Origin of the sequence: Cupriavidus sp. WKF15 (assembly GCF_029278605.1) — a bacterium.
In the GTDB taxonomy this organism is placed as follows: Bacteria; Pseudomonadota; Gammaproteobacteria; order Burkholderiales; family Burkholderiaceae; genus Cupriavidus.
The window spans coordinates 165,133-189,902 of sequence record NZ_CP119572.1 but is presented as its reverse complement, the minus strand read 5'-3'; the positions used below and the strand labels follow the sequence as shown (position 1 = coordinate 189,902).

The following is a 24,770-nucleotide window of genomic DNA, read 5'->3' as shown; positions in this document are numbered from 1 at the left end:
TTCCGTGGCGGGATCGTTCATTTTGGCAGAGGTTGCGGGACGGCGCCCGCCAGTGGCCGGCAATCGCCCCGCGCCCGCCGCCGGCTCAGGCTTCCCCGCTTGCAAACGCCAGCAACTGCGCCCCTTCCGCCACCTGCTCACCCACGCTGTACAGGATCTCGCTGACGACCCCGTCGGCGGGCGCGCTGATGGTGTGCTCCATCTTCATTGCTTCCATCACCAGCAGCGGCGTGCCGCGCGTGACCGTGCTACCGGGTTCGACCATGACGGCAATGACCTTGCCCGGCATCGGCGCGGTCAGCTTGCCGCCCTCGCCCTCGGTCTCGCCCGCGTGCGCGAGCGGGTCGAGCCAGCCGAGCACCGCGTGGCGTCCTGCGTTGAAGATGTGGAAATCATCGCCCTCCACATGGACCTGGCCATGTGCGCGACGCGTGCCAAGGTCCACGCGGACATCGTCGGCCTGGCACGATGCCCGGAACGGCGCCGCCTGGTCGGCATAGATCAGCGTGCTGCCCCTTTCGTTCATGGTCAGCATCACGTCCAGCGTGTGGCTGCCGTAAGCGAAGCGCAGCGTGCGCGTGGCGCCGCTATTGAGCCGCCACGCGCCGCCATGCGTCCACGGCGAGTGCTGGTCTGCCGCGTCGATGCGGCGCTCGCGCGTTTCGCGGTCGAGCAGCGCGGCGGTCGCCAGCGCGATGATCTCCATGCCGACCGGCGCGGGCGCCGGGAACAGCGTGGCCTCGTTGCGTTCGATCAGCCCCGTGTCGAGATCGGCCGTGCGGAACGCCTCGGATTTCACCAGCCGCTGCAGGAATGCCACGTTGGTGGACAAGCCCACCACGTGGTATGCCGCCAGCGCCTGGCGCATGCGCGCGAGCGCCTCGTCGCGGTCCTTGCCCCACACGATCAGCTTGGCGATCATCGGATCGTAGTACGGGCTGATGGTGTCGCCCTCGCGCACGCCGGCGTCGATGCGCACGCCGGCAGGGCCGTGGGCATCGCCGCCGCGCATGAACTGCACCGCCGGCGGCGTGCGCAGGAAGCGCAGCGTGCCGGTGGACGGCAGGAACTGCTTGTCGGGGTTCTCGGCGTAGATGCGCGCTTCGAGCGCGTGGCCATCGATGCGCAGTTGTTCCTGCTTCAGTGGCAGCGGCTCGCCGGCCGCCACGCGCAGTTGCCATTCGACCAGGTCCTGCCCGGTGATCATCTCGGTGACCGGATGCTCGACCTGCAGGCGCGTGTTCATCTCCATGAAATAGAACGAGCCGTCCTGGTTGGCGATGAACTCGACCGTGCCGGCGCCGACATAGCCCACGGCCTTGGCCGCAGCCACCGCGGCCTCGCCCATCGCACGGCGGCGCTCCCCGGTCATGCCCGGCGCGGGCGCTTCTTCCAGCACCTTCTGGTGGCGGCGCTGCACCGAGCAGTCGCGCTCGAACAGGTAGACGCAGTTGCCATGGGTATCGGCGAATACCTGGATTTCGATGTGGCGTGGCCGGGTCAGGTACTTTTCGACGAGCACCTTGTCGTCGCCGAAGCTGGCCGACGCCTCGCGCTTGACCGAGGCCAGCGCCGCGTCAAAGGCATCGCCCGATTCCACCACGCGCATGCCCTTGCCGCCACCGCCGGCGCTGGCCTTGAGCAGCACCGGGTAGCCGATGCGGTCGGCCTCGCTGCGCAGCAGGCCCGGATTCTGGTCTTCGCCGTGGTAACCGGGCACCAGCGGCACCGAGGCCTTTTCCATCAGCTGCTTGGCCGCGCTCTTGCTGCCCATTGCATGGATAGCCGAGGCCGGCGGGCCGATAAAGACCAGTCCCGCCGCGGCGCAGGCCTCGGCAAAGGCCTCGTTCTCGGAGAGGAAGCCGTAGCCGGGGTGGATCGCCTGCGCCCCGGTCTCCTTGGCCATCTCGATGATGTGGTCGGCGCGCAGGTAGCTGTCGCGCGCGGCGGCGCCGCCGATATGGACGGCTTCGTCGCAGAAGGCGACGTGGCGCGCATCGGCGTCGGCGTCCGAGTACACCGCGACCGTGCGGATGCCCAGCCGGCGGCAGGTGGCGGCGACGCGGCAGGCGATTTCGCCGCGGTTGGCGATCAGGATCTTGCTGAACATGAGCTCCCTCCTTTTTACCCGGTTATCGGGATCTTACGGCGGGGAGCTCTCCGCGTGGTGAATTCTTAACTATTCAGCCTGCGTAGCCTTCCGCGCGGATGTCCAGGCGGGCCAGCAGCGCGCGGTCACGGTCGGCCTGCGGGTTGCCGGTGGTGAGCAGCTTGTCGCCATAGAAGATGGAGTTGGCGCCGGCCATGAAGCACAGTGCCTGCAACGCTTCTTCCATCGCCTCGCGCCCCGCGGACAGGCGCACCATCGCGCCCGGCATGGTAATGCGCGCCACGGCAATGGTGCGGACAAACTCGAACGGGTCAAGCGCCTCGGTGCCGGCCAGCGGCGTGCCTTCCACCTGCACCAGGTTGTTGATGGGCACCGACTCCGGGTACGGATCCATGTTGGCGAGCTGCGCGATCAGCCCGGCACGCGCCTCGCGCGATTCGCCCATGCCGACGATGCCGCCGCAGCAGACGTTGATGCCGGCATCGCGCACATGGCCGATGGTATCGAGCCGGTCCTGATAGGTGCGCGTGGTGATGATCTTGCCGTAGAACTCCGGCGACGTATCGAGGTTATGGTTGTAGTAGTCCAGGCCGGCGTCCTTGAGCGCCTGCGCCTGCTCGGCCTTCAGCATGCCCAGCGTGACGCAGGTCTCCAGGCCCATGGCCTTGACCTCGCGCACCATGTCCATCACCGGCTCGAGGTGGCGGTCCTTCGGGCTGCGCCAGGCGGCGCCCATGCAGAAGCGCGTGGCGCCGTTGGCCTTGGCGGCGCGGGCGGCTTCCAGCACTTCATCGAGCGCCATCAGCTTCTCGGCCTTGACGCCGGCGTCATGGTGCGCGCTCTGCGGGCAGTAGCCGCAATCCTCTTCGCAGCCGCCGGTCTTGATCGACAGCAGCGTGGACAGTTGCACGGTGTTGGCGTCGAAGTTCTCGCGGTGCACCTGCTGCGCGCGGAACAGCAGGTCGTTGAACGGCAGCGCGAACAGCGCGGCGACGTCGTCGACGCGCCAGCGGGCGTCTTCGGGCAGCGCGTGGCTGCGTGCGGTCTGGCGCAGCGATTCTGCGGAAATGGTGGCGACGGTTTGAGTGGCTTGGGTCATGATCGGGTTCTGTTTTATGTTATGCAGCGAGGTCGTGGGCCTCGGACTGGTATTGGCTAGATCGGGCAGTCTGGGCCAGCAGCGGCGCAAGGTCGAGGCGCGCGGCGGCATCGGCCGGCGCCACTTGCCAGGGCAGCTCGCCCAGGCACGGCGCGTCGAGCGCCTGGTGCAGCGTCGCGATGTTCTCTTCGGCCAGCAGCACGTCGGGGTCGACGCGGTTGGCGATCCAGCCGGCCAGCGTGAGCCCGCGCGCGCGGATGGCCTCGGCGGTCAGCACGGCGTGGTTCAGGCAGCCCAGGCGGATGCCCACCACCATCACCACCGGCAGCGCCAGCATCACGGCAAGGTCCGCCGTGCTCCAGCGCACCGCGCCGGTATCGAGCGGCACATGGAAACCGCCGACGCCTTCGACGACCACGGCATCGGCCTGCTCGCGCAGCGCGTCGAAGGCATGGCGGATCGGCGCGCGCGTGATGCGCACGCCTTCCTGCGCCGCAGCCAGGTGTGGCGAACATGGTGTACGCAGCAGGAACGGACAGGTCTGCGCCAGCGGCACCGTGACCGAGCTGGCGGCTCGCAGCGCGGCCACGTCATCGTTGTGCCAGTGGTCGCCGCGCCATTCGCTGCCGCTGGCCACCGGCTTCATGCCGGCCGCGGCATAGCCCGCCGCGCCCAGCGCGTGCAGCAGCGTGGCGCTCGCGTGGGTCTTGCCCACGCCGGTATCGGTGCCGGTGATGAAGCACTGGAACTTCGCAGGCCGGCTCATGCGGCCTCCTGCTTCGCTTCGGGCAGCACGACGCTGGCCAGCACGCCGACCAGCCGCTGTACGTCCGCGGCCGTATGCGAGGCCGACAGCGTGATGCGCAACCGCGCGGTGCCCTCGGGCACGGTCGGCGGCCGGATCGCGCCGACGCGGATGCCGTCGGCCTCCAGCCGCGTCGACAGCGCGAGCGAGGTGGCGTTGTCGCCGACGATCAGCGGTTGCACGGCGGTCGCACTGTCGCCCAGTTGCCAGCCCGCTGCCGCCGCCAGCGGCGCCAGGCCAGCGCGCAGGTCAGCGATCAGCCGGTTCAGGTTGGCGCGGCGCTGCCGGCCCTCCTCGCCCTCGATGATCGCGAGGCTGGCCATCAGTGCGTGCGCCACCGCGGGCGGCGCGGCCGTGGTGTAGATGTATGGGCGCGCGGTATTGACGAGGTGTTCGATGATGGTCTCGTGCGCGGCCACGAAGGCACCCGCCACGCCGGCGGCCTTGCCCAGTGTGCCGATGTAGATGAAGCGCTCCGAGTTCAGCCCAAGCGCCTGCAGCACGCCGTGGCCATCGTCGCCGAGCACGCCGAAGCCGTGCGCATCGTCGACGATGATCCACGCGTCATGCCGTTCGGCCAGCGCGAGCAGTTCGGCCAGCGGCGCCAAGTTGCCGTCCATGCTGAACACGCTGTCGGTCACGATCAGCTTGAGCGGACTGGTGCTGGCGCCGAGCAGCGCGTCCAGCGCGGCGGCATCGCAGTGCGGGTAGCGCTGCACGTCGGCGCGCGCGAGCCGGGCGCCGTCGATCAGCGAGGCATGGTTGAGCGATTCGCAGAACAGCGTCGCGCCGGCGGTGCCCAGTGCCGTCAGCACGGCCATATTGGCCATATAGCCCGTGCAGAAGTACAGCGTGCGCGCTTGCGGGATGTACGGCGCGAACCAGCGCGCCAGTTCCTCTTCCAGCCGTGCGTGCGCCAGCGAATGGCCGCTGACCAGGTGCGAGGCGCCACTGCCGGCGCCGTACAAGCGTGCGCCCTCGGCAAGCGCGGCGACGACATCGGGATGGCTGGCCAGCCCCATGTAGTCGTTGCTGCAGAACGTCAGCAAGGACTGCGGAGCGGGCGTATCCACCGTTCCGACGGACTGGTGCGGGGCGCAGGCCGTATGCGCGATGCGGCGCCGGCGCGTGAGCGCGCGGGCCTGGCGTTCATCGGCGGCGCGGCGCAGTTGTTCAAGCAGCATGGCGAACCTCCTCGCTGGCATTGGCGGAACCGAGCACATCGTCCAGGGTGGCGAGCAGTTGCCCGGCCAGCCAGCGCGCCTGCGCGGCATCGAAGACATAGGGCGGCATCACGTACAGCGTGTTGCCGATCGGCCGCACCAGCAGCTCGCGCGCACGCGCAGCCTGGTGGAAGCGCCCGGCGAAGCCTTCGCCGGCCACCTCGTCGCGCACGTCGATGGCCCAGATCAGCCCGCGCTGGCGCATGCGGTGCAGGCGCGCATCGCTGGCGAACGGTGCCATCGCGTCGGCCAGCCATTGCGCGCGGGCACGGTTGTGCGCGATCACGTCGTCCTGCGCGAAGACATCGAGCGTGGCCAGCGCGGCGCGGCAGGCCAGCGGGTTGCCGGTGTAGGAATGCGAATGCAGGAAGCTGCGCGCGAGTTCGTCGGCGATGAAGGCACGCTGGATTTCGGGGCGCGACAGCACCAGCGACAGCGGCAGGTAGCCGCCGCTGATGCCCTTGGACAGGCACAGGAAATCCGGCCACGCATGCGCGGGCAGCGGCTGGTCCCCGTCGCGGCATTGTTCCCACGCGAAGAAGGTGCCGGTGCGTCCGCAGCCGACCGCGATCTCGTCGGCGATCAGGTGCACACGGTAGCGGTCGCACAAGGCGCGCGCGCCTTCGAGGTAGGACGGGTCATACATGGCCATGCCGGCCGCGCCCTGCACCAGCGGCTCGACGATCAGCGCGGCGATCTGGCCCGCGCGTTCGCGCAGCAGCGTCTCCAGCGCGGCCAGTGCACGCGTGGCTACGCCGGCGGCGGTCTCTTCCGAGGTGGCCTGGCACGCGTCCGGCGACATCACCACATGCGCGCGGCGGATCAGCGGGTCGTAGGCATCGCGGAAGACATCCAGGTCGGTCACGCCCAGCGCGCCCACGGTTTCGCCGTGGTAGCCGTTGGCCAGGCAGACGAACTCGCGCTTGGCCGGCAGGCCGGTGTTGCGCCAGTAGTGGAAGCTCATCTTGAGCGCGATCTCCACGGCTGACGCACCGTCCGATGCGTAGAACGCGTGGCCGAGCGCGCCGCCGGTCAGCGCTGACAGGCGTTCGGCCAGTTCCACCGCCGGCGCATGGGTGCAGCCGGCCAGCATGACGTGCTCCAGCGTCTGGAGCTGGTCGGCCAGCGCGGCATTGATCCTCGCGTTGGCGTGGCCGAACAGGTTGACCCACCATGAGCTGGTGGCGTCGAAATAGCGTCGGCCATCGGCATCGTGGAGCCAGGGGCCCTCGCCGCGCACAATGGCCAGCGGCGTGGCGTCGTCGTCAGGGCGCAGCCGCGTGCACGGGTGCCAGACCGCGCGCTTGCTGCGCAGGCCAAGCGAATCGCCGGCCGGGGCATGCAGGGACTGTTGTTCCAAGGGAGTCCTCCTTTGTTGACCCTTCTGCGTTGCGCGCCTGCGGCTGGGCCGGGCGATGGGAACGTTTAAGGGTTGGGGAGGGTCATGTTAGGAATGTCTTGGCGGGGCTGGCAAGGAGGATGGATTTCTTTAAATTGCCATCAGTTAGGCGACGTTATGGCATTTTTTATGCACAAAGCACCCTAACTTGCTGTTGCGTGATGGGATCTTCACGGAAAATTCGGTTTGAAGTTTTTTGATGGGATGGGGTGCTTGGCAGGCGCCGCTGTTTCGCCGGCGTAGCCGGCGAAACAGCGGCGCCTGCCAAGAACGAAAACCCAATCATCCCCCACCCCCAACCTCACCCCACCCGCCACGACGCCACCCTCTTTTCCAAAAACGCCCTCACCCCCTCCCTCCCCTCCCCTGAAGCCCGAATCCCGGCAATCCGGTCCGCCGTATCAGCCAGCAAGTCGTTGTCGATGATCCGGCCCGAAACCTCCTGCACCAGCCGCTTGCTTTCACGCACGGCATTGGGACTGTTGCCAACCAGCGCCGCGGCAATCTCGGCGATCTTGGCATCCAGAGCCTCCGCAGGCACTACCGCATGCACAAACCCCAGCCGCAGCGCTTCAGCCGCGTCAAACCGCTCGGCGGTGATGAAGTAACGACGCGACGCCTGCTCCCCCATGGCACGGATCACATACGGGCTAATGGTCGCGGGCAGCAGGCCAAGCCGTGCCTCGGAGAGGCAGAAATGCGCATGCTCGGCCGCCACCGCGATATCGCACGCGGCGGCCAGCCCCACGCCCCCGGCATACGTATCCCCGTGGATTCGCGCAATGACCGGCCGCGGACACGACCAGATGGTGTGCAGCATCTGCGCGAGCGTCATCGCATCGGCGCGGTTCTCGTCTTCCGAGTAGCCGGCCATCTTCTTCATCCAGTTCAGGTCGGCGCCGGCACAGAACGCCGGCCCGTTGCCGGCAAGCACGATGGCGCGCACCTCGTCCATGTCGCCGAGCGCGCGGAAGGCGCCGGTCAGTTCGGCAATGACGGTTTCATTGAAGGCATTGCGCACATCAGGCCGGTTCAGCGTGACGCTGGCGATGTGGCTGGCAACGTTGACGGTAAGGGTAGTGAAGTCCATGTTGCGCTCCGGATGGAAGAGAAATGCAGGCCCGCGCGGCAGAAGCCGGCGCCGGATCAGGAGCCGTTCTCGAACGGCAGGCCAAGCGATCGGAAAAAGGCGCCGACTTCCGGCAGCCAGATCGGAATGCCCTCGCGCGCGCTGAACAGGCGGTGCGAGTCGCCGCCGAACTCGCCTACGTCGACCATGCGCGCGTCGGCCGCCGGCCCCTTGGCATTGGCCTTGTAGGCGTTGAACATGCGGTCAGGCAGCGGTGCGGGCCAGTAGCTGTCGTTGTCGCCGTAGATCCACAATGAAGGATAGCGCGCGTCCTTGCCATAGTCGCCGAAGGTCTCGATCAGCCGGTCCTCCCAGTCTGCACAACTCAGGTTGCGCAGGCCGCCGGCAAAGTTGACCACGCCGAGCACGCCGGGATACGAGATCGTGTTGAACGCCATGGTCGTCAGTCCGCCATGCGACTGGCCGATGACCACGATGCGATCCTTGTCCACATAGGGCTGGCTGACCATATAGTCGAGCGCGGCGACCACGTCCTCCGCCTGCTGCAGGCCATTGGTCTCGATATTGCAGCTGCCGCCAATGTACGGACCGCCCGAGCGCGCAAAGCCCTGGCGCATCGGCAGCACCACGACGTAGCCGCGGCGCAGGAACTCGACGCTCTGCGCGGGAAAGCGCGCACGTCCCTGGAAGACAGGCTTGCCCGGTGACTTGCCGTGGTTGATCACGACCAGCGGAAACGGTCCTTCTCCGGACGGGCGGAACACTGTCGCCTCAAGCTCGATGCGGAATGGCGACGCAGCCTTGGGCAGCAACACCACCTGCTCGGAAAACCGCACACGGCTCGCCTGCGCGGCCGACGCCGCGGGCGGCTGTGCCTGGGCCACGACCTGCGCATATAGCAGCAGGCCAAGCACAGGCAGCGTGGCAAGACGTCGAAGCAGTGACACTGGACAACCCATCACGGTGGCGCGAGGCGTGTGTTGCGAATGCCCTTACATGCGGAACACGCCGAACTTCATGTCATCGATCGGCGCGTTCAGGCTCGCCGACAGGCCCAGCCCCAGCACCGTGCGCGTCTGCGCCGGGTCGATCACGCCGTCGTCCCACAGCCGCGCGCTCGCGTAGTACGGGTGGCCCTGGTGCTCGTACTGGTCGCGGATCGGCTGCTTGAACGCCTCTTCTTCCTCCTCGCTCCACTTGCCGCCTTTCGCCTCGATGCCGTCGCGGCGCACCGTCGCCAGCACGCTCGCGGCCTGTTCGCCACCCATCACCGAGATACGAGCATTCGGCCACATCCACAGGAAGCGCGGCGAATACGCGCGGCCGCACATGCCGTAGTTGCCGGCACCGAACGAGCCGCCGATGATCACCGTGAACTTCGGCACCTGCGCAGTCGCCACGGCAGTCACCATCTTGGCGCCGTTGCGCGCGATGCCCTCGTTCTCGTACTTGCGGCCCACCATGAAGCCGGTGATGTTCTGCAGGAACACCAGCGGGATCTTGCGCTGGCAGCACAGCTCGATGAAGTGCGCGCCCTTGAGCGCCGACTCCGAGAACAGGATGCCGTTGTTGGCGACGATGCCGACCGGGTAACCCCAGATGCGCGCAAAACCGCATACCAGCGTGGTGCCGTAGCGCGCCTTGAACTCGTCGAACTCGGAGCCGTCGACGATGCGCGAGATCACCTCGCGCACATCGAACGGCTTGCGCGTGTCGGTCGGGATCACGCCATACAGTTCCTCGACCGGATACAGCGGCTCGGCCGGCGCGTGCAGGCGGATCTGATCGGGCTTGCGCCGGTTCAGGTGCTGCACGATGTTCCGGGCCAGCGACAGCGCGTGATGGTCGTTCTGCGCGAAGTAGTCCGCCACGCCAGACAGCCGCGTATGCACGTCGGCGCCGCCGAGGTCCTCGGCGCTGACTTCTTCACCGGTGGCCGCCTTCACCAGCGGCGGGCCGCCGAGAAAGATGGTGCCCTGATTCTTGACGATGATCGATTCGTCGCTCATCGCCGGCACATAGGCGCCGCCGGCCGTGCACGAGCCCATCACCACCGCGATCTGCGGGATGCCCTGCTTGGACAGGTTGGCCTGGTTGTAGAAGATGCGGCCGAAATGGTCGCGGTCGGGAAACACGTCGTCCTGGTTCGGCAGGTTGGCGCCGCCGGAGTCGACCAGGTAGATGCACGGCAGGTTGTTCTGCTCGGCGATCTCCTGCGCGCGCACATGCTTCTTGACCGTCATCGGGTAGTAGGTGCCGCCCTTGACGGTCGCGTCGTTGCAGACGATCACGCATTCCTGCCCGGCCACGCGGCCGATGCCGGTGATGATGCCGGCGCCCGGCGCGGCATTGTCGTACATGTCATACGCGGCGAGCTGCGACAGCTCCAGGAACGGGGTGCCCGGGTCCAGCAGTTGCTGCACGCGGTCACGCGGCAGCAGCTTGCCGCGCGACAGGTGCTTGTCGCGCGCGGCATCGCCGCCGCCTTCGGCCAGCTTCGCCACCTTGGCCTTGAGGTCGGCCACCAGCGCCTGCATGGCTTCGGCGTTGGCCTTGAACGCTTCGGAGCGTGCGTTGAGTTTGGTTTCCAGCGTTGGCATGTTGAGGTCTCTTCCCGGTCTCTTGCCGCTTGGTCTTTCGGAGTCGCCCTTGATCGCCGCTTGATCGCCGCCGCCAGCGTCAGCCGCTGCGCTTCGGCAACGGATGCCCCGGCATCAGCTCATACGGATGCTTCCATCCCGGCAGCGCGCGCATGCGTTCGGCCCACGCGTGGATATGCGGATACTCCTTGCGCCAGTGCACGCCGATCTCGTCGTCGAAGAACACATAGCCCGCCAGCGAGAAATCGGCGATGGTGGCATGCTCGCCGATGACGAACCTGCGGCCGGCCAGCTGCGCGTTCAGCACGCTCCATGCGCCTTCGCAGCGCGTGCGGAAGAACTGCAGCACGGTCGGGTCCGGTGACGCGGCGAAGGTGCGCAGAAAACGGTAAGTGGCGGTGTACGAAGTGAACTTGTGGTTGTCGAACAGCAGCCAGCGCATGACTTCAGCGCGCTCGGCTTCGTTCGCGGCACCGTAGGCATCGAGCCGCGATGCCAGCGTTTCCAGGATCACGCCGGACTGTGACAGCCGCTGGCCGCCGAACTCCAGCACCGGGACTTCGCCCATCACATTGATGGCGCGGTACTCCGGCGTGCGGGTCTCGCCATTGAAATAATCGACAAAGCGCGGCTGCCACAACTGCCGGCCGCGCTGCGCGCTGACGGTCTCCAGCAGCAGTGCCACCTTGTAGGCATTGCCGGACTGGGCAAAGCAGTACAGCAGGTACTCCGGCGTGCCGCCGGATGCCTGGGCTTCCACGCTCATGACGCCTCCCCGATCATGTCGCCATCCACATACAGCCACACCGGCGCCTCGCCGGCCGCGCGCGGCTCGCGCACGAACCGGCTGCGCTCATGCAGCCGCCAGGCGCGCCCGCCTACCTTGTAGCGCGCCACGAATTCCACTTCGGCATGCGTATCGTCCTGCTGGGAATGGGCCTTGATGGTGAGACCCAGCCAGCGGGTGCCCGTGTCCGGCGCCAGGTCCGCGGGGCATGTGGACGGATGCCAGGTCTGCCGCAGCCAGTCCATCTTGCCCATGACATACGCGGTGTAGCGCGAGCGCATCAGCGCCTCGGCATTGGGCGGCACGGCGTCGCCGCGGTGATAGCGGCCGCAGCACGCGGCATAGTCCGCGCCGACGCCGCAGGGGCACGGCGCGGCCGTGGCGCGAGGCGGGCGCTTTGCACTCATCCGAGCAGCTCCGGCAAGTCGCGCATGTCCGTGAACAAGTGGCGGGCCCCTGCGTCGCGCAGCATGGCGGCGTCATTGCGCGCCGCGTAGCCGAACACCGTCATGCCCGCGGCCACGCCGGCCGTGACACCGGTAGGGCTGTCCTCGATCACCGCGCAGCGCGACGGTTCCACGCCCATGGTACGGGCGGCCAGCAGGTACACATCCGGCGCCGGCTTGCTGCGCTCCACCTCGGTGGCCGAGAAGATGTGCTCGCGCCCGTCCTGCTGGAACAGTTCCACCAGGCCCGTGCGCGTGAGCTGCAGCTTGACCTTGATGCGGTCCGCGCCGGAAGCCACGCACACCGGCACCCCGGTGGCGGCGATGGCGGCCACCGCCTCGCGCACGTACGCCACGCTCTGTACCTCGGCCTCCAGCACCTGGTTGCGCCGCACAAACCACTGCGACAGCCAGTTCTCCGGCAACGGCGCGCCGCGCCTGCGCTCGATGTTGTCGAGCTCTTCGCGCACCGCGCGTCCCAGGAACCACTTCGTCGAATCCTCGAGCGAGATGGCGATGCCAAGCTCGTTGAGCATTTCGTTGAGCACGCGGTTGACGATGGGCTCGCTGTCGACGAGCACGCCGTCGCAGTCGAAGATCACACAGTCGAAACGCGAGGATGGGCCGTTCGCGGCCCCGTCTGCTACGGTCATGCGGGTTTCTTTTCCTTGTTGCTGTCCACGCTGGTCACCGCACGCAGTTCGGTCTGGCGGTCGCGCTTCAGGTGGTCTTCAATCTGGTTGAAACGGTCGAAGCCCCAGAACGGCTCGCCGTCGATGATGACGAAGGGCGAGCCGAACACGCCCTTGGCCATGGCGACCTCGATCTCGGCCTTGAGCTGGTCCTTGATCTGGTAGCTGGTGGCGCCGGCGTCCATGGCATGCACGTCCACGCCCAGGGGCTCGGCCAGCTTCGAGATCTCCGCCGGCTCGGCGATGTTGATATCGTCCACGAACAGCGCGCGGTAGACCGACTTGGCAAACGCCGTGGCGACATCGGCGCCGTGGTGGTTCTGCAGCCACAGCATGGCGCGCGCGGCATGCGTGGTCGGCAGCGGGAAGTGCGCCGGACGCTTGTACTCGATGTCGTGAAAGCGCGCGGTGCGCTCGAAGTCGCGCCAGCAGTATTCGCCCTTGAGCGGGATCTGCGGCAGCGGCGAGGAGCCGGTGGTCTTGAATACCACGCCGAGCAGGATCGGATGCCAGGCCACGGAGCGGCCGTACTTCTGCGCCAGTTCGTCGATGCGCGTGCTGGCGAAGTAGCCATACGGCGACGAGAAATCAAAGTAGAAGTCGATCGCTGCGGTCATGAACGGGGGCCCTCTGTCGTGAGTGTTGGATGGCTTGGGGAAGCCTCCAGGACGCCTGGCCGTGCTTCCCAAGCCCCATGGTACGCGTGTCGGCGCGCCGCGGCTACGCCAGTGCGCGCGCGATCAGGATCTTCTGGATGTCGCTGGTGCCTTCGTAGATCTGGCAGACGCGCACGTCGCGGTAGATGCGCTCGACCGGGAAGTCGCTGACATAGCCATAGCCGCCGAATACCTGGATCGCATCCGAACAGACCTTCTCGGCCATCTCGCTGGCAAAGAGCTTGGCCATGGCCGCTTCCTTCAGGCAGGGCCGGCCGGCGTCCTTGAGCGAGGCGGCGTGCCACACCATCTGGCGCGCCACGTCGATGCGCGTGGCCATCTCGGCCAGGCGGAACTGCACGGCCTGGTGCTGGAACAGCGGCTGGCCGAAGCTCTCGCGCTCCTTGGCATAGGCCAGCGCCGCGTCGAACGCCGCGCGCGCCATGCCGATGCTCTGCGAGGCAATGCCAATGCGCCCGCCTTCCAGCCCCGACAGCGCCATCTTGTAGCCGGCGCCTTCGTCGCCAAGCAGGTTGGCGGCCGGCACGCGGCAATCCTCGAACACGATCTGCGCGGTATCCGACGAATGCTGGCCGAGCTTGTCTTCGAGGCGCGCCACCACATAGCCCGGCGTGCTGGTCGGCACCAGGAACGCGCTGATGCCACGCTTGCCAGCCGCCTTGTCGGTCACGGCCATGACGATGGCCACGTCGGCATTCTGGCCGCTGGTGATGAACTGCTTGACGCCATTGAGCACGAAGTGGTCGCCATCGCGCACGGCGGTGGTGCGCAGCGCGGCGGCATCGGAGCCCACGTGCGGCTCGGTCAGGCAGAACGCGCCCAGCATTTCGCCACGCGCCAGCGGCACCAGCCACTGCTGCTTCTGCGCTTCATCGGCGAACGCCATCAGCATGCTGCACACGGGGCAGTTGTTGACGCTGATGACGGTCGAGGTGCCGCCGTCGCCCGCGGCGATTTCCTCCAGGATCAGCGCCAGCGACAGGTAGTCCAGGCCGGCGCCGCCGTACTGCTCCGGCACCGCCACGCCATAGGCGCCCAGTGCCGCCAGTTCGCGATGCACGTCCTTCGGGAAGGTCTTGTCGCGGTCCCATTGCGCGGCCTGCGGCGCGATCACCTCCTGCGCGAACTGGCGCACGGCGTCGCGGATCATTTCCTGTTCGGATGTCAGCAGCATGTCGTTTCTGTATGAGGTAAGTCCGGCCCGCGCTTACCAGGGGATAGAGGTGCCGTCGTAGTTGAAGAAGCTGCCGTTGTCGCGGCGTTTGGCCCCGGCCAGCAGTTGGCGCATGCCCTTCACGCTCTGCTGCGGCGTGATGTCCGCCGCCTTGCCGCCCATGTCGGTCTGCACCCAGCCCGGATGCAGCGCCACGCAGGTGGCATGGCGCGCGTCCAGCGACACCGCCTTGAGCGCCGCATTGACGCCCGCCTTGCTGACGCGATACAGCCAGCTGCCATTGCTGTCCATGGAGCCCATGCTGCCCATGCGCGAGGACAGCACCGCCAGCACGCCGCCGTGGCCGCCCAGGCCGGTCTCGACATAGGGCAGCACGAGCGGCAGCGCCATCATCGGGCCGAGCACGTTGACGTGCATGACGCGGTCAAAGTCCTCGCGCGTGACCGGCTGCGCGCCTTCGGTGCGCGGGCCCATCACGCCAGCGTTGTAGATGGCCACATCGAGCGATTCGCCATCGAGCTTCCAGCCCAGGCCGGCCACCGCGCCCGGGTCGGTCAGGTCGGCCTGGTGGGCTTCGGCGCCAAGCGCCTTCAGCGCGGCCACGCCTTCGGGCGTGCGCGCCGCCGCGATGACGCGCCAGCCGTCGGCACGGTACTGGCGTACAAATTCAAGGCCGATGCCGCGCGAGGCACCGAGGATGAGTGCGGTTGGCAAGGCTGGCTCCTGGCGATGGTTGATCGATGGCCTTGGGTTCCTCCCCTCTCCCATTCATGGGAGAGGGGAGAAGACAAGCAGTCGGGGTTTCGCGTCAGACGATCTCGATCCCCACCGCCGTCGCTTCGCCGCCGCCGATGCACAGGCTGGCCACGCCGCGCTTGCCGCCGGTCTTGCGCAGCGCGCCGATCAGCGTGGTCATGATGCGCGCGCCCGAAGCGCCGATCGGGTGGCCGAGCGCGCAGGCGCCGCCGTGGATGTTGACCTTCTCGTGCGGGATCTTCAGGTCGTGCATGGCCGCCATTGGCACCACGGCAAAGGCCTCGTTGATCTCGAACAGGTCAATGCTGTCGGTGGTCCAGTCCAGCTTGCGGTAGAGCTTGGTCATGGCCTCCACGGGCGCGGTGGTGAACCAGCCCGGCGCCTGCGCGTGCGTGGTGTGGCCCAGCATGCGTGCGACCGGCTGCAGGCCGAGCTTCTTCGCGGTGGATTCGCGCATCATCACCAGCGCCGAGGCGCCGTCGTTGATCGAGGACGACGATGCCGCGGTGATGGTGCCGTCCTTGGCGAACGCGGGTTTCAGCGCGGGGATCTTGTCGAGCTTGATGCGGCGCGGGCCTTCGTCGGTGTCGATGACGGTGTCGCCGCCCTTGCCCGGCACGGTGACCGGCGCGATCTCCCAGCGGAAGTCGCCCGATGCCGTGGCCTGCTGCGCGCGGCGCACGCTTTCGATCGCGAAGGCATCCTGCTGCTCGCGCGTGAAACCGTACTTGGCGGCGCAGTCCTCGCCGAAGGTGCCCATGGCGCGGCCCTTGTCGTACGCGTCTTCCAGGCCGTCGAGCATCATGTGGTCGTAGATCATGCCGTGGCCGATGCGGTAGCCGCCGCGGCCCTTCGGGATCAGGTACGGCGCGTTGGTCATGCTCTCCATCCCGCCGGCAATGGCGATCTCGAACGAGCCGGCCACCAGGCCGTCATAGACGTTCATGGCCGCGCGCATGCCCGAGCCGCACATCTTGTTGACCGTGGTGCAGCCCACGCCCAGCGGCAAGCCCGCGCCGAGCGCCGCCTGGCGCGCCGGCGCCTGGCCCTGGCCGGCCGGCAGCACGCAGCCGAACACCACTTCCTCGACCTGCTCCGGCTGGATGCCGGCACGCTCGACCGCCGCACGGATGGCAACGGCGCCGAGCTGCGGCGCGGTCAGCGTCGCGAATTCACTCTGGAAGGCCGCCATGGGAGTGCGGGCGGCGGAAACGATGACGATGGGGTCTTGCATGTCTGTTCTCCTGGTGTTGGTATGTGTCTGGTGCGTACGGCGCGTACAGTGCTGCGTCGATGCGGACGGCGCGTCAGCGGATCGAAGCCTGCGGCGGGTCGCCGAACTGGCGGTAGGCCGCGGCGAGTTGCGCATGCAGCTCGTCGTTGTTGCTGGCAGCCATGCCCAGGTCGCGCAGCAGGCCGTCGGAAACGCCATAGACCCAGCCGTGCACGGTCACGTCCTGCCCGCGTGCCCACGCGTCCTGCAGCACCGTGGTCTGGCACACGTTGTTGACCTGCTCGATCACGTTGAGCTCGCACAGGCGCGTGTGGGCGTCGTCCTCGCGCAGGATGGTGCCGAGGTAGGCCTCATGCTTGTCGGCCACGTCGCGCACATGGCGCAGCCAGTTGTCGGCCAGGCCGATGCGCTCGCGCTTGAGCGCCACCTTCACGCCGCCGCAGCCGTAGTGGCCAACCACCGTGATGTGGCGCACCTTGAGCACTTCCACGGCGAACTGGATCACCGACAGCGCATTGAGGTCGCTGTGCGCGATCACGTTCGCGATGTTGCGGTGGACGAACACCTCGCCCGGCGCCAGGCCCAGGATCTGGTTCGCGGGCACGCGCGAGTCGGAGCAGCCGATCCACAGGTACTCGGGCGCCTGCTGGTTGGCCAGGCGCATGAAGAAGGTCGGATCTTCCGCGTTGACGCGGTCGACCCAGTCGCGGTTGTTGCGGAACAGCTGGGCGATGGCGTCATTCATGCGACTCTCCTTGTAAAGCCGGCGACAGGCGCGCTGTGCCCGGTCGGGTCGTAGCGGTTGATGAAACGTTCGGAAGTGGGATAGGCAAAGAAGTCATGAACTTGTCCGGCCAGCAGCCGGTCCTTGTGGCCCTGCCACATGGCAGGGTCGAATAAGTCCTCGTGATGACGCAGGAATGCGTCGTGCACGCGCGGGTTGCCAAGCAGGAAGGTACGGAACGTCTCCGGGAAGATGTCGTGCGGACGCACGGTGTACCAGACTTCGCCCGACATTTCCTCTTCTTCGTTGCGCGGCTCGGGCACGCGGCGCACATTGCAGTCGGTGAAGTACTCGATCTCGTCGTAGTCGTAGAACACCACGCGGCCATGGCGCGTCACACCGAAGTTCTTGTACAGCATGTCGCCGGGGAAAATGTTCGCGGCGATCAGTTCCTTGATGGCATTGCCGTACTCGACGATGCCGTGCTCCACCTGCTCCTCGGTGCCTTCCTGCAGCCAGATGTTCAGCGGCGTCATGCGGCGTTCGATATAGACGTGCCGCACCACGATCTCCTCGCCGCCGTCCTTGCCGCGCTGGTACTCGATCATCGACGGCGCATGCTGTTCCAGTTCGCGCACCAGCTCGTCATCGAAACGCGACAGCGGAAACGCCACGTTGGAATACTCCAGCGTATCGGCCATGCGTCCGACGCGGTCGTGCTGCTTGACGAGCTGGTACTTGGACTTGACCAGCTCGCGCGTGGTTTCCTTGGGCGCCGGGTAGAAGTCCTTGATCACCTTGAATACGTACGGGTACGACGGCAGCGTGAATACCAGCATCACCAGCCCCTTGATGCCGGGCGCGCTGATGAACTTGTCCGACGAATGCTGCAGATGGTGCAGGAAGTCCCGGTAGAACAGGTTCTTGCCCTGTTTCTGCAAACCGAGCGAGGTATAGATTTCCGCGCGCGGCTTGCGCGGCATGATGTCGCGCAGGAACGTCACGTAGGCCGACGGGATTTCCATGTCGACCATGAAATACGAGTGCGTGAACGAGAACAGGATCAGCACCTGCAACTTCTTCAGCAGCACTGCGTCCAGAACGAGCTTGCCCGACGGCCCGTGCACGATCGGGATCGCCAGCGGATAGGTGCGGTCGCCGTTCAGGATGCGCCCGATGATGAAGGCCGACTTGTTGCGGAAGAACAGCGACGACAGCACGTGGATCTGGAAATTCGGCGCAATGCGGAAATCGCCGAAATGCGCCTCGACGGTGCTCACCACATAGCCGACGTCGCGGCGCAGGTCCTCGAACGGCCGCTCGAGCTGGAAGTTGTGCACGATGCGCTCGAAGCAGTCCGCCATGCCGTGACGGCTGCCCGGGTAGTAGGCGCGGAACGTCGGCTTGATCGGCGACTCCTCGTTCTCGATGTACTCGGTCGAGACGGCCGGGCGCACGAAGATGAAGTCGTTGTTGAAGTACGAGCGGTGCAGCAGGCGCGTGCAGACCGAATTGAAGAAGGTCTCGGCCAGCTCGGGCTGGTGGTGGTTGGTCAGCAGCCCGATGTAGTGCAGCTTGATCTGCTGCCAGATCTCGTCCTCGATGTTCTCGGCGTCGTACTCGTCTTCGAGGATCACGCTGGTCTCGCGCACGCGCTCGTTATAGAACGCAATGCGGTCGCGCTGGATCTGCTGCAGGCCGAGCCAGTCGCCGGCCTCGAACTTCATCTTGGCCTGGTGGCTGACCTCGCGGAACAGCCGGTAGTGCTTGTCGAACCCGTCCAGCATGGTCCGCGCCACGTCGAAGGCAATCTGCGAAGAGAGCAGTTTAGGGAAGTGGGACATGGACGGGGTGGACGGTCTGGCGGGGGTACTGAGATTGTAAATGGGTTTCAGGGCTCGATTTGGTGTGCAGCCTCCCTTGAATGGCTTCGGCTTTCTCCCCCTCTCCCACGGCGTGGGTGGGAGAGGAGGAAAACCGTCGTGGCTGCGAAAGGTGCCATAAAAATCACATCGTTTCTGCAAACAACTCTCGCCCGATCAGCATTCTCCGGATCTCCGAAGTCCCCGCGCCGATTTCATACAGCTTGGCGTCGCGCCACAGGCGGCCGGCCGGGTATTCGTTGATATAGCCGTTGCCACCCAGGATCTGCACGGTTTCACCAGCCATCCACGTGGCCTTCTCGGCCGTGTACAGGATCACGGCGGCGCAGTCCTTGCGCACCTGGCGCACGTGGTCGGCGCCGAGCGAGTCAAGGTTCTTGCCGACCGTGTACAGGTAGCTGCGCGCGGCTTGCAGCGTGGTGTACATGTCGGCCACCTTGCCCTGGATCAGCTGGAACTCGCCGATGCTCTGGCCGAATTGCTTGCGGTCGTGGATGTACGGCGTGACCACGTCCATGCACGCCTGCATGATGCCGACCGGGCCGCCCGACAGCACGGCGCGCTCGTAGTCGAGGCCGCTCATCAGCACCTTGGCGCCGCCGTTTTCGGCGCCGAGGATGTTCTCGACCGGCACCTCCACGTCCTCGAACACCAGCTCGCCGGTGTGCGAGCCGCGCATGCCGAGCTTGTCCAGCTTCTGCGCGACCGAGAAGCCCTTCATGCCTTTCTCGACGATGAAGGCTGTCATGCCGCGTGCGCCCAGCTCCGGCTCGGTCTTCGCATAGACCACCAGCACGTCGCAGTCCGGGCCGTTGGTGATCCACATCTTGGTGCCGTTGAGCACAAAGCGATCGCCCTTGAAATCGGCGCGCAGCTTCATGCTGACCACATCGGAGCCGGCGTTCGGTTCGCTCATGGCCAGTGCGCCGATCCACTCGCCCGATACCAGCTTCGGCAGGTACCTGGCCTTCTGCGCAGCGCTGCCGTTGCGGTGGATCTGGTTCACGCACAGATTCGAATGCGCGCCGTAGGACAGGCCGACCGAGGCCGAGGCGCGGCTGATTTCCTCCATTGCCACCATGTGCGCGAGGTAGCCCATGTTGGCGCCGCCGTACTCCTCCGCCACGGTGATGCCGAGCACGCCGAGGTCGCCCATCTTCTTCCAGGCGTCCATGGGGAACTGGTCGGTGCGGTCGATTTCACCGGCACGCGGGGCCAGCTCCGCCTGGGCCCAGTCGCGCACGGCGCCGCGCAGCATCTCGATGTCTTCGCCCAGGTCGAATTTCAGGCCAGGGAGTTCGGTCATGATGGTCTCCTGTTGGAATCTTGTTGGCGCGGGAACAACGCGCGTCAGACGTGTTCGAGCGTGCGTACCACGCAAAGGGTCATCAGCATGGTCGCCACGAGCTTGCGGCGGCCCTGCTGCTCGACGAAGACATCGCCCTGGACCACGATCAGCGTGCGGCCGGGCTTGAGCACGCGCCCCACGGCAATCAGGCGTTCGCCCTGCGCCGGGGACAGCAGATTGATCTTGTACTCGGCGGTCAGACCCGCCTCGCCCTCACCCACCATGGTCAGCGCTGCGTACCCGCACGCGCTGTCGGCCAGCGCACCGACGACGCCGCCATGGAAGAAACCATGCTGCTGGGTCACGCCTTCGGACCACGGCATGGCGATTTCCACTTCGCCACGCTCGACGCGGGCCAGCGCGGCGCCAAAGGTCGTCATCAGTCCCTGGCGCGCAAAGCTGCTGGCAATGGTGTCAGTCCGCGCCGCCGACAGCAGTTCGGGTTGGACTGGGCTGGCAGCAGCATCAAGGTCCTGCGTCATGGCGGCTCCCTGGTGAGATGGTTCGAGCTATTCTATTTACGTTTACGTAAACGTCAATCCACAGAGACACGAAGATGCACGGAAAGTGCAACGTCAGGCGGTTTCACGTTTGGCCGGGCCACCGGTACGCGCCTGTTGTGCATCCAGCAACGCTTTGCATTGCTTTTCATGCTGGTCGATCTCCGCCAGTTGCGCCTGCAGGTCTTCAAGCTGGCGCTCGAGTGCGGCGCGGTGGCCAGCCAGCGCATCCAGAAAACGCTCGAGCTGCGGCGCGCTGTCGCGCGGCGACTCGTAAAGATCAAGGATTTCGCGGATTTCGTTGAGAGTAAGCCCCAACCTTTTCCCGCGCAGCGTGAGCTTCAGGCGGGTACGCTCGCGCCCGTTGTAGACGCGCGTGCGTCCGCCGGGGCCTGCGCGCTCGGGCGACAACAGGCCCTGGTCCTCATAGAATCGGATGGCGCGCGGCGTGACGTCGAACTCGCGCGCGAGGTCGGTGATGGTATAGGTGGCCGGGCCGGAGGATGATCCGGAAACATTGGTGGCTGCCATGGTGCGCCCAAAGAAAGTGAACGGTCGTTCGTTGCGAAGTCAACTTTTGGCTTAAGATGGAGACGACTCGCACGAATTGACGTTTACGTTAGCGTCAACTCACGCGACTGGCAACCGGCGCCCTCGTGCCTGGTCGGCAAGGCCTGGCATCACGGCAAAGACGAGAAAGCCCCCGCCTGCCCCGGCGTGACACGGCGCAGGGCTTCGATGACGAGACTCCTCATGAACGCACTCGAACACCAGCTCCAATACCCGTTCGCGGACACCATGCCCGAGCCCGGCAGCAAGCAGGAAGTGGCGCCCGGCGTCTACTGGCTGCGCATGCCCCTGCCCTTCGCGCTGGACCACATCAACCTGTGGCTGCTGCGCGACCGGCGCGACGGCACGGACGGCTGGACCATCATCGACTGCGGCATCACCAACGACACCATCAAGGCGCACTGGGAAACCATCTTCGCCAACGAGCTCGAAGGCCTGCCGGTGCTGCGCGTGCTGGTCACGCACAGCCACCCCGACCACGTCGGCCTGGCGCACTGGCTGTGCAAGCGCTTCGACGCGCGGCTGTGGATGAGCCTGGGCGACTACATGAGCGCGCGCGTGATGGGCAGCGGCACCGGCGCGGGCTCCAGCGCCGGCGGCGAACTGGCGGCCGAGCACTTCGCGCGCCACGGCCTGACCGACCCCGACAGCCAGGAAAAGCTGCGCGCCCGCAAGACCTACTACCCGTCGCTGGTGCCGGACCTGCCCACGCAGTACCGCCGCCTGATGGACGGCGATACCGTCGCCATCGGCGCCGATCCGGCCACCGCCGGCTGGCGCGTGATCACCGGCTTCGGCCATTCGCCCGAGCACGTGGCGCTGTACAACGCCGCCGCCAACGTGCTGATCTCCGGCGACATGGTGCTGCCGCGCATCTCGACCAATGTCAGCGTGTTCGACATGGAGCCCGAGGCCAACTCGCTGCAGCTCTATCTGGATTCGCTCGGCAAGTACGAAGGCCTGCCAGAGGACGTACTGATCCTGCCCTCGCACGGCCGCCCCTTCCGCAACCTGCACACGCGCATTGCGCAGCTGCGCGAGCACCATGTCGAGCGCCTGGCCGAGACATTGGAAGCGTGCCGCGAGAAGCCGTGCTGCGCGCATGACATCGTCAGCGTGATCTTCAGGCGCCAGTTCGACATCCACCAGATGACGTTTGCCATGGGCGAATCGCTCGCGCATCTGCACGCGCTGTGGCACCGCGGGGAACTCGTGCGGGAAACGGGGGATGACGGGGTGATCCGCTTCCGGGCGGCCTGATCCCTGCGATGGCTCAGCCGCGCTCGGCCAGCGCGGCCAGATAGCGCACCCCCTCGATGGCGCGGCTGCCGTACCACGACAGCATCTCGCCATCGACAAGCTGCACCGGCTTGCCTAGCTGGCGCTCCAGCGCGTCGGCGTGGTCTTCGGTGAAGCGATAGGGCTCGGTGGACAGCAGCACCTCGTCGAGCCCGCGTACCAGCGCATCATTCCAGCGGAAGCTCGGATAGCGTTCGCCCGCCGTGTTGGGGCGGCTGCAGTCGCCGTCCGCGCAGGCCTGCGGTGCCGCTTCCGGCCAGGTCTGCCAGTTCACCAGCGCCAGCATGCGGCTGATATAGGTGTCGCGCGACACCGTCATCCACGGGTCTTGCCAGATTGCATAGAGCACCTTGCGCGCCGGCCAGACGCGGGCGCGGATGGCACCCAGCTCCGCCTGCAGCGCGGCGCAGAGCGTTTCCGCCTGCGTCTGCCGCCCGAAGATGCCGCCCAGCAGCCGGTAAAGTTCGAGATTGTCTTCCGGCGCGCACGGATGCGTGACGATCACGTTCGGCACGAAGCGGCGGATCTCGTCGACGGTTTCGCGCCGGTTCTCGTCGACATTGACCACGACATGCGTGGGCGCCAGCGCACGCAGACGGTCCAGCTTCACGTCCTTCGTGCCGCCGACCTTGGCCACCGCGCGCACTGCCGGCTCGGGATGGATGCAGAAGCCCGTGCGCGCCACCATCGACCCGCCCAGTTCCAGCGCGAACAGCAGTTCGGTCACCGACGGCACCAGCGAGGCAATGCGGACATCGCCGCTGGCCGCGGCGTGCTGCAGGCCGATGGCGTCGCGCCACATGTCAGTCTCCCGAGCCGCGGCGGGGCTTGCGCGGAGCCTTTGCGGCCAGCGCGTCGTAGAGCCAGCGCGGCATCACGTGCATCAGCGCCGCGACCACGCCCATCTGCCACGGAATCACCTTGAAGCGGCTCCCCGCCGCAATCGCGCGCACGGCCTTGCGGGCGAACACGTCGGCATCCGTCAGGAACGGCATGCGGTAAGGGTTATGCGCCGTCATCGGCGTGCGGATATAGCCCGGCGCAATGGTCACCACGCGGATGCCATGGCGCCGCTGCTCCAGCCGCAGGCTTTCCAGAAGCTTGATCACCGCCGACTTGGACGCGCTGTAGGCGCCGCCGCCCGGCAGCCCGCGCACGCCCGCCACGCTGGCAATGCCCACCAGCGTACCGCGCCAGCCGCCGGCGCCGGGTTCGCGCTCATGCATCGGCTGCAGGAAGGGCTGGAACGTGGTGAGCACGCCGAACCAGTTGGTGTCCATCACCATGCGGAAGGCCTCGAGATCCTCGCGCTCGCTGGCCACCGTGCCGACCGACACGCCGGCGTTGGCGATGACCACGTCGGGCACGCCGATACGGTCCAGGAAGTCGTGCGCGGCACCCGCCATCGCGTCGGCATCGCGCACATCGGCGGCATAGACGTGGACAGCGCCCGGATTGGGCAGGCTCTGCGCAAGATCACGCAAGGCGTCCTCGCGCCGCGCCACCAGGCCGAGGATGGCGCCTTGCCTCGCATACTCGCGCGCCAGCGCCTGGCCGAGGCCGCTGGAAGCGCCGGTGAGGAAGACTTTCAGGGGGCGCATCGGCTTACCTGAGGCTCAAATGAAAAAAGGCCGGTACGGCAACGTACCGGCCTTCGGGAATGCCGCTCAGAGCTTCTTGTCGCGGACCTGGGTCACGAGGTAATCCATGGCCTGGATCGCGCTGGCCTTGGTACCGGCGACGGACGGCGAGGTCACGTACTTGCCCTGGACCACCACGGTCGGCACGCCATCGACCTTGTAGGCGTCGGCGATCTTGTTCGCGCGCTGCGCATTGGTGGTCACCGAGAACGAGTTGTACGCGTCCAGGAAGGCCTTGCGGTCGATGCCGTTCTTGGCCATGAAGTCGGCGATCTCGTTCGGGTCCAGCATGCGCTTGCGGTCGACGTGGATCGCATTGAAGACCTTGGCGTGCATGGCGTCCAGCTTGCCGATGGACTCCAGCGCATAGAAGATCTTGGTGTGCGGCAGCAGGTCGTCGCGGAAGGCCACCGGCACGCGCTTGAAGACCACGTCCTTGCCCTGCTTCTTGACCCACGCCTCGAGCTCGGGCTCGAAGTCGAAGCAGTGGGGGCAGCCGTACCAGAAGAATTCGGTGACCTCGATCTTGCCGGCCGGCACGGGCTGCGGCGCCTTGAGCACCTGGTATTCCTTGCCTTCGGCGGGTGCCGCCTGGGCGGGAGCGGTCATCAGCAGGCCGCCGACAGCGGCGAACGTGGCGATCAGTGCGGCGAGTTTCTTCATCTTGGAGCGGCCTTCCGGTTTTGGGGCGATGAGCGTATGACAGCGGCGGCG

General features: G+C 66.8%; 24 protein-coding genes. 1 reads left to right on the top strand and 23 read right to left on the bottom strand.

The genetic code is table 11. The features are described from left to right. Positions 1–85: 85 nt before the first annotated feature. The 20 genes from CupriaWKF_RS00845 to CupriaWKF_RS00750 all read right to left on the bottom strand — a co-directional run bounded on the left by CupriaWKF_RS00845 (position 86) and on the right by CupriaWKF_RS00750 (position 21,078). On the bottom strand, positions 86–2,110 hold the full coding sequence (locus CupriaWKF_RS00845; protein ID WP_276099170.1) for an acetyl/propionyl/methylcrotonyl-CoA carboxylase subunit alpha: 2,025 nt from the start codon (positions 2,108–2,110) through the stop codon (positions 86–88). A gap of 73 nt (positions 2,111–2,183) precedes the next feature. Next, the gene (gene bioB, locus CupriaWKF_RS00840; RefSeq protein ID WP_276099169.1) at positions 2,184–3,209 is read right to left on the bottom strand and encodes a biotin synthase BioB; all 1,026 of its coding nucleotides are present in this window, start codon (positions 3,207–3,209) and stop codon (positions 2,184–2,186) included. A 19-nt stretch (positions 3,210–3,228) separates the two neighbouring features. Continuing rightward, positions 3,229–3,975, bottom strand: coding sequence for a dethiobiotin synthase (bioD, locus tag CupriaWKF_RS00835; RefSeq protein ID WP_276099168.1), 747 nt, complete (start codon positions 3,973–3,975; stop codon positions 3,229–3,231). Next, positions 3,972–5,198 carry an 8-amino-7-oxononanoate synthase gene (bioF, locus tag CupriaWKF_RS00830; protein ID WP_276099167.1) on the bottom strand — a complete coding sequence of 409 codons (1,227 nt, stop codon included), beginning with the start codon at positions 5,196–5,198 and terminating at the stop codon, positions 3,972–3,974. The genes bioD and bioF overlap by 4 nt, the downstream gene beginning before the upstream one ends. Further along, the gene (gene bioA, locus CupriaWKF_RS00825; RefSeq protein ID WP_276099166.1) at positions 5,188–6,597 is read right to left on the bottom strand and encodes an adenosylmethionine--8-amino-7-oxononanoate transaminase; all 1,410 of its coding nucleotides are present in this window, start codon (positions 6,595–6,597) and stop codon (positions 5,188–5,190) included. The genes bioF and bioA overlap by 11 nt, the downstream gene beginning before the upstream one ends. 340 nt (positions 6,598–6,937) lie before the next feature. Then, positions 6,938–7,726: an enoyl-CoA hydratase/isomerase family protein gene (locus CupriaWKF_RS00820; protein ID WP_276099165.1), complete on the bottom strand. Its 789-nt coding sequence runs from the start codon at positions 7,724–7,726 to the stop codon at positions 6,938–6,940. A 56-nt stretch (positions 7,727–7,782) separates the two neighbouring features. Then, positions 7,783–8,610, bottom strand: a complete 828-nt coding sequence (locus CupriaWKF_RS00815) for a prolyl oligopeptidase family serine peptidase (RefSeq protein ID WP_276100873.1) — start codon at positions 8,608–8,610, stop codon at positions 7,783–7,785. A gap of 108 nt (positions 8,611–8,718) precedes the next feature. Further along, a complete protein-coding gene (locus CupriaWKF_RS00810; RefSeq protein WP_276099164.1) occupies positions 8,719–10,326 on the bottom strand; it encodes a carboxyl transferase domain-containing protein in 1,608 nt (535 codons plus the stop codon). A 79-nt stretch (positions 10,327–10,405) separates the two neighbouring features. Beyond that, complete coding sequence (locus CupriaWKF_RS00805) at positions 10,406–11,092, bottom strand: glutathione S-transferase (RefSeq protein ID WP_276099163.1); 687 nt, start codon at positions 11,090–11,092, stop codon at positions 10,406–10,408. Then, complete coding sequence (locus tag CupriaWKF_RS00800) at positions 11,089–11,520, bottom strand: YchJ family protein (protein ID WP_276099162.1); 432 nt, start codon at positions 11,518–11,520, stop codon at positions 11,089–11,091. Before CupriaWKF_RS00800 ends, CupriaWKF_RS00805 begins: the two co-directional genes overlap by 4 nt. Next, positions 11,517–12,212, bottom strand: a complete 696-nt coding sequence (locus CupriaWKF_RS00795; protein WP_276099161.1) for an HAD family phosphatase — start codon at positions 12,210–12,212, stop codon at positions 11,517–11,519. The genes CupriaWKF_RS00800 and CupriaWKF_RS00795 overlap by 4 nt, the downstream gene beginning before the upstream one ends. Further along, the gene (locus CupriaWKF_RS00790; RefSeq protein ID WP_276099160.1) at positions 12,209–12,868 is read right to left on the bottom strand and encodes a 2-hydroxychromene-2-carboxylate isomerase; all 660 of its coding nucleotides are present in this window, start codon (positions 12,866–12,868) and stop codon (positions 12,209–12,211) included. Before CupriaWKF_RS00790 ends, CupriaWKF_RS00795 begins: the two co-directional genes overlap by 4 nt. A 103-nt stretch (positions 12,869–12,971) precedes the next feature. Continuing rightward, positions 12,972–14,102, bottom strand: coding sequence for an acyl-CoA dehydrogenase family protein (locus CupriaWKF_RS00785; protein ID WP_276099159.1), 1,131 nt, complete (start codon positions 14,100–14,102; stop codon positions 12,972–12,974). A gap of 33 nt (positions 14,103–14,135) precedes the next feature. Continuing rightward, entirely contained in the window at positions 14,136–14,816 is a 681-nt protein-coding gene (locus tag CupriaWKF_RS00780; RefSeq protein WP_276099158.1) for an SDR family oxidoreductase, read from the bottom strand. A 94-nt stretch (positions 14,817–14,910) separates the two neighbouring features. Further along, the gene (locus CupriaWKF_RS00775; protein WP_276099157.1) at positions 14,911–16,092 is read right to left on the bottom strand and encodes an acetyl-CoA C-acetyltransferase; all 1,182 of its coding nucleotides are present in this window, start codon (positions 16,090–16,092) and stop codon (positions 14,911–14,913) included. 73 nt (positions 16,093–16,165) lie between these two features. Then, complete coding sequence (gene can, locus CupriaWKF_RS00770; protein WP_276099156.1) at positions 16,166–16,837, bottom strand: carbonate dehydratase; 672 nt, start codon at positions 16,835–16,837, stop codon at positions 16,166–16,168. After that, on the bottom strand, positions 16,834–18,660 hold the full coding sequence (gene aceK, locus CupriaWKF_RS00765; protein ID WP_276099155.1) for a bifunctional isocitrate dehydrogenase kinase/phosphatase: 1,827 nt from the start codon (positions 18,658–18,660) through the stop codon (positions 16,834–16,836). The genes can and aceK overlap by 4 nt, the downstream gene beginning before the upstream one ends. Before the next feature lie 163 nt (positions 18,661–18,823). After that, a complete protein-coding gene (locus CupriaWKF_RS00760; RefSeq protein WP_276099154.1) occupies positions 18,824–20,005 on the bottom strand; it encodes an isovaleryl-CoA dehydrogenase in 1,182 nt (393 codons plus the stop codon). A gap of 44 nt (positions 20,006–20,049) precedes the next feature. Then, complete coding sequence (locus tag CupriaWKF_RS00755) at positions 20,050–20,529, bottom strand: PaaI family thioesterase (RefSeq protein WP_276099153.1); 480 nt, start codon at positions 20,527–20,529, stop codon at positions 20,050–20,052. A gap of 93 nt (positions 20,530–20,622) precedes the next feature. After that, positions 20,623–21,078, bottom strand: a complete 456-nt coding sequence (locus tag CupriaWKF_RS00750; RefSeq protein ID WP_276099152.1) for a MerR family DNA-binding transcriptional regulator — start codon at positions 21,076–21,078, stop codon at positions 20,623–20,625. A 222-nt stretch (positions 21,079–21,300) separates the two neighbouring features. On the opposite strand from CupriaWKF_RS00750, the gene CupriaWKF_RS00745 reads away from it, so the two are divergent. After that, positions 21,301–22,377: an MBL fold metallo-hydrolase gene (locus tag CupriaWKF_RS00745; protein WP_276099151.1), complete on the top strand. Its 1,077-nt coding sequence runs from the start codon at positions 21,301–21,303 to the stop codon at positions 22,375–22,377. 13 nt (positions 22,378–22,390) lie between these two features. Here CupriaWKF_RS00745 and CupriaWKF_RS00740 read toward each other — a convergent pair whose 3' ends face one another. The 3 genes from CupriaWKF_RS00740 to CupriaWKF_RS00730 all read right to left on the bottom strand — a co-directional run bounded on the left by CupriaWKF_RS00740 (position 22,391) and on the right by CupriaWKF_RS00730 (position 24,719). Then, the gene (locus CupriaWKF_RS00740; protein WP_276099150.1) at positions 22,391–23,218 is read right to left on the bottom strand and encodes a helical backbone metal receptor; all 828 of its coding nucleotides are present in this window, start codon (positions 23,216–23,218) and stop codon (positions 22,391–22,393) included. A 1-nt stretch (position 23,219) separates the two neighbouring features. Continuing rightward, positions 23,220–24,017 (bottom strand): SDR family oxidoreductase, encoded by a 798-nt coding sequence (locus CupriaWKF_RS00735; RefSeq protein WP_276099149.1) that lies wholly within the window; start codon positions 24,015–24,017, stop codon positions 23,220–23,222. A 66-nt stretch (positions 24,018–24,083) separates the two neighbouring features. Further along, entirely contained in the window at positions 24,084–24,719 is a 636-nt protein-coding gene (locus CupriaWKF_RS00730; protein WP_276099148.1) for a thiol:disulfide interchange protein DsbA/DsbL, read from the bottom strand. Positions 24,720–24,770: the final 51 nt, after the last annotated feature.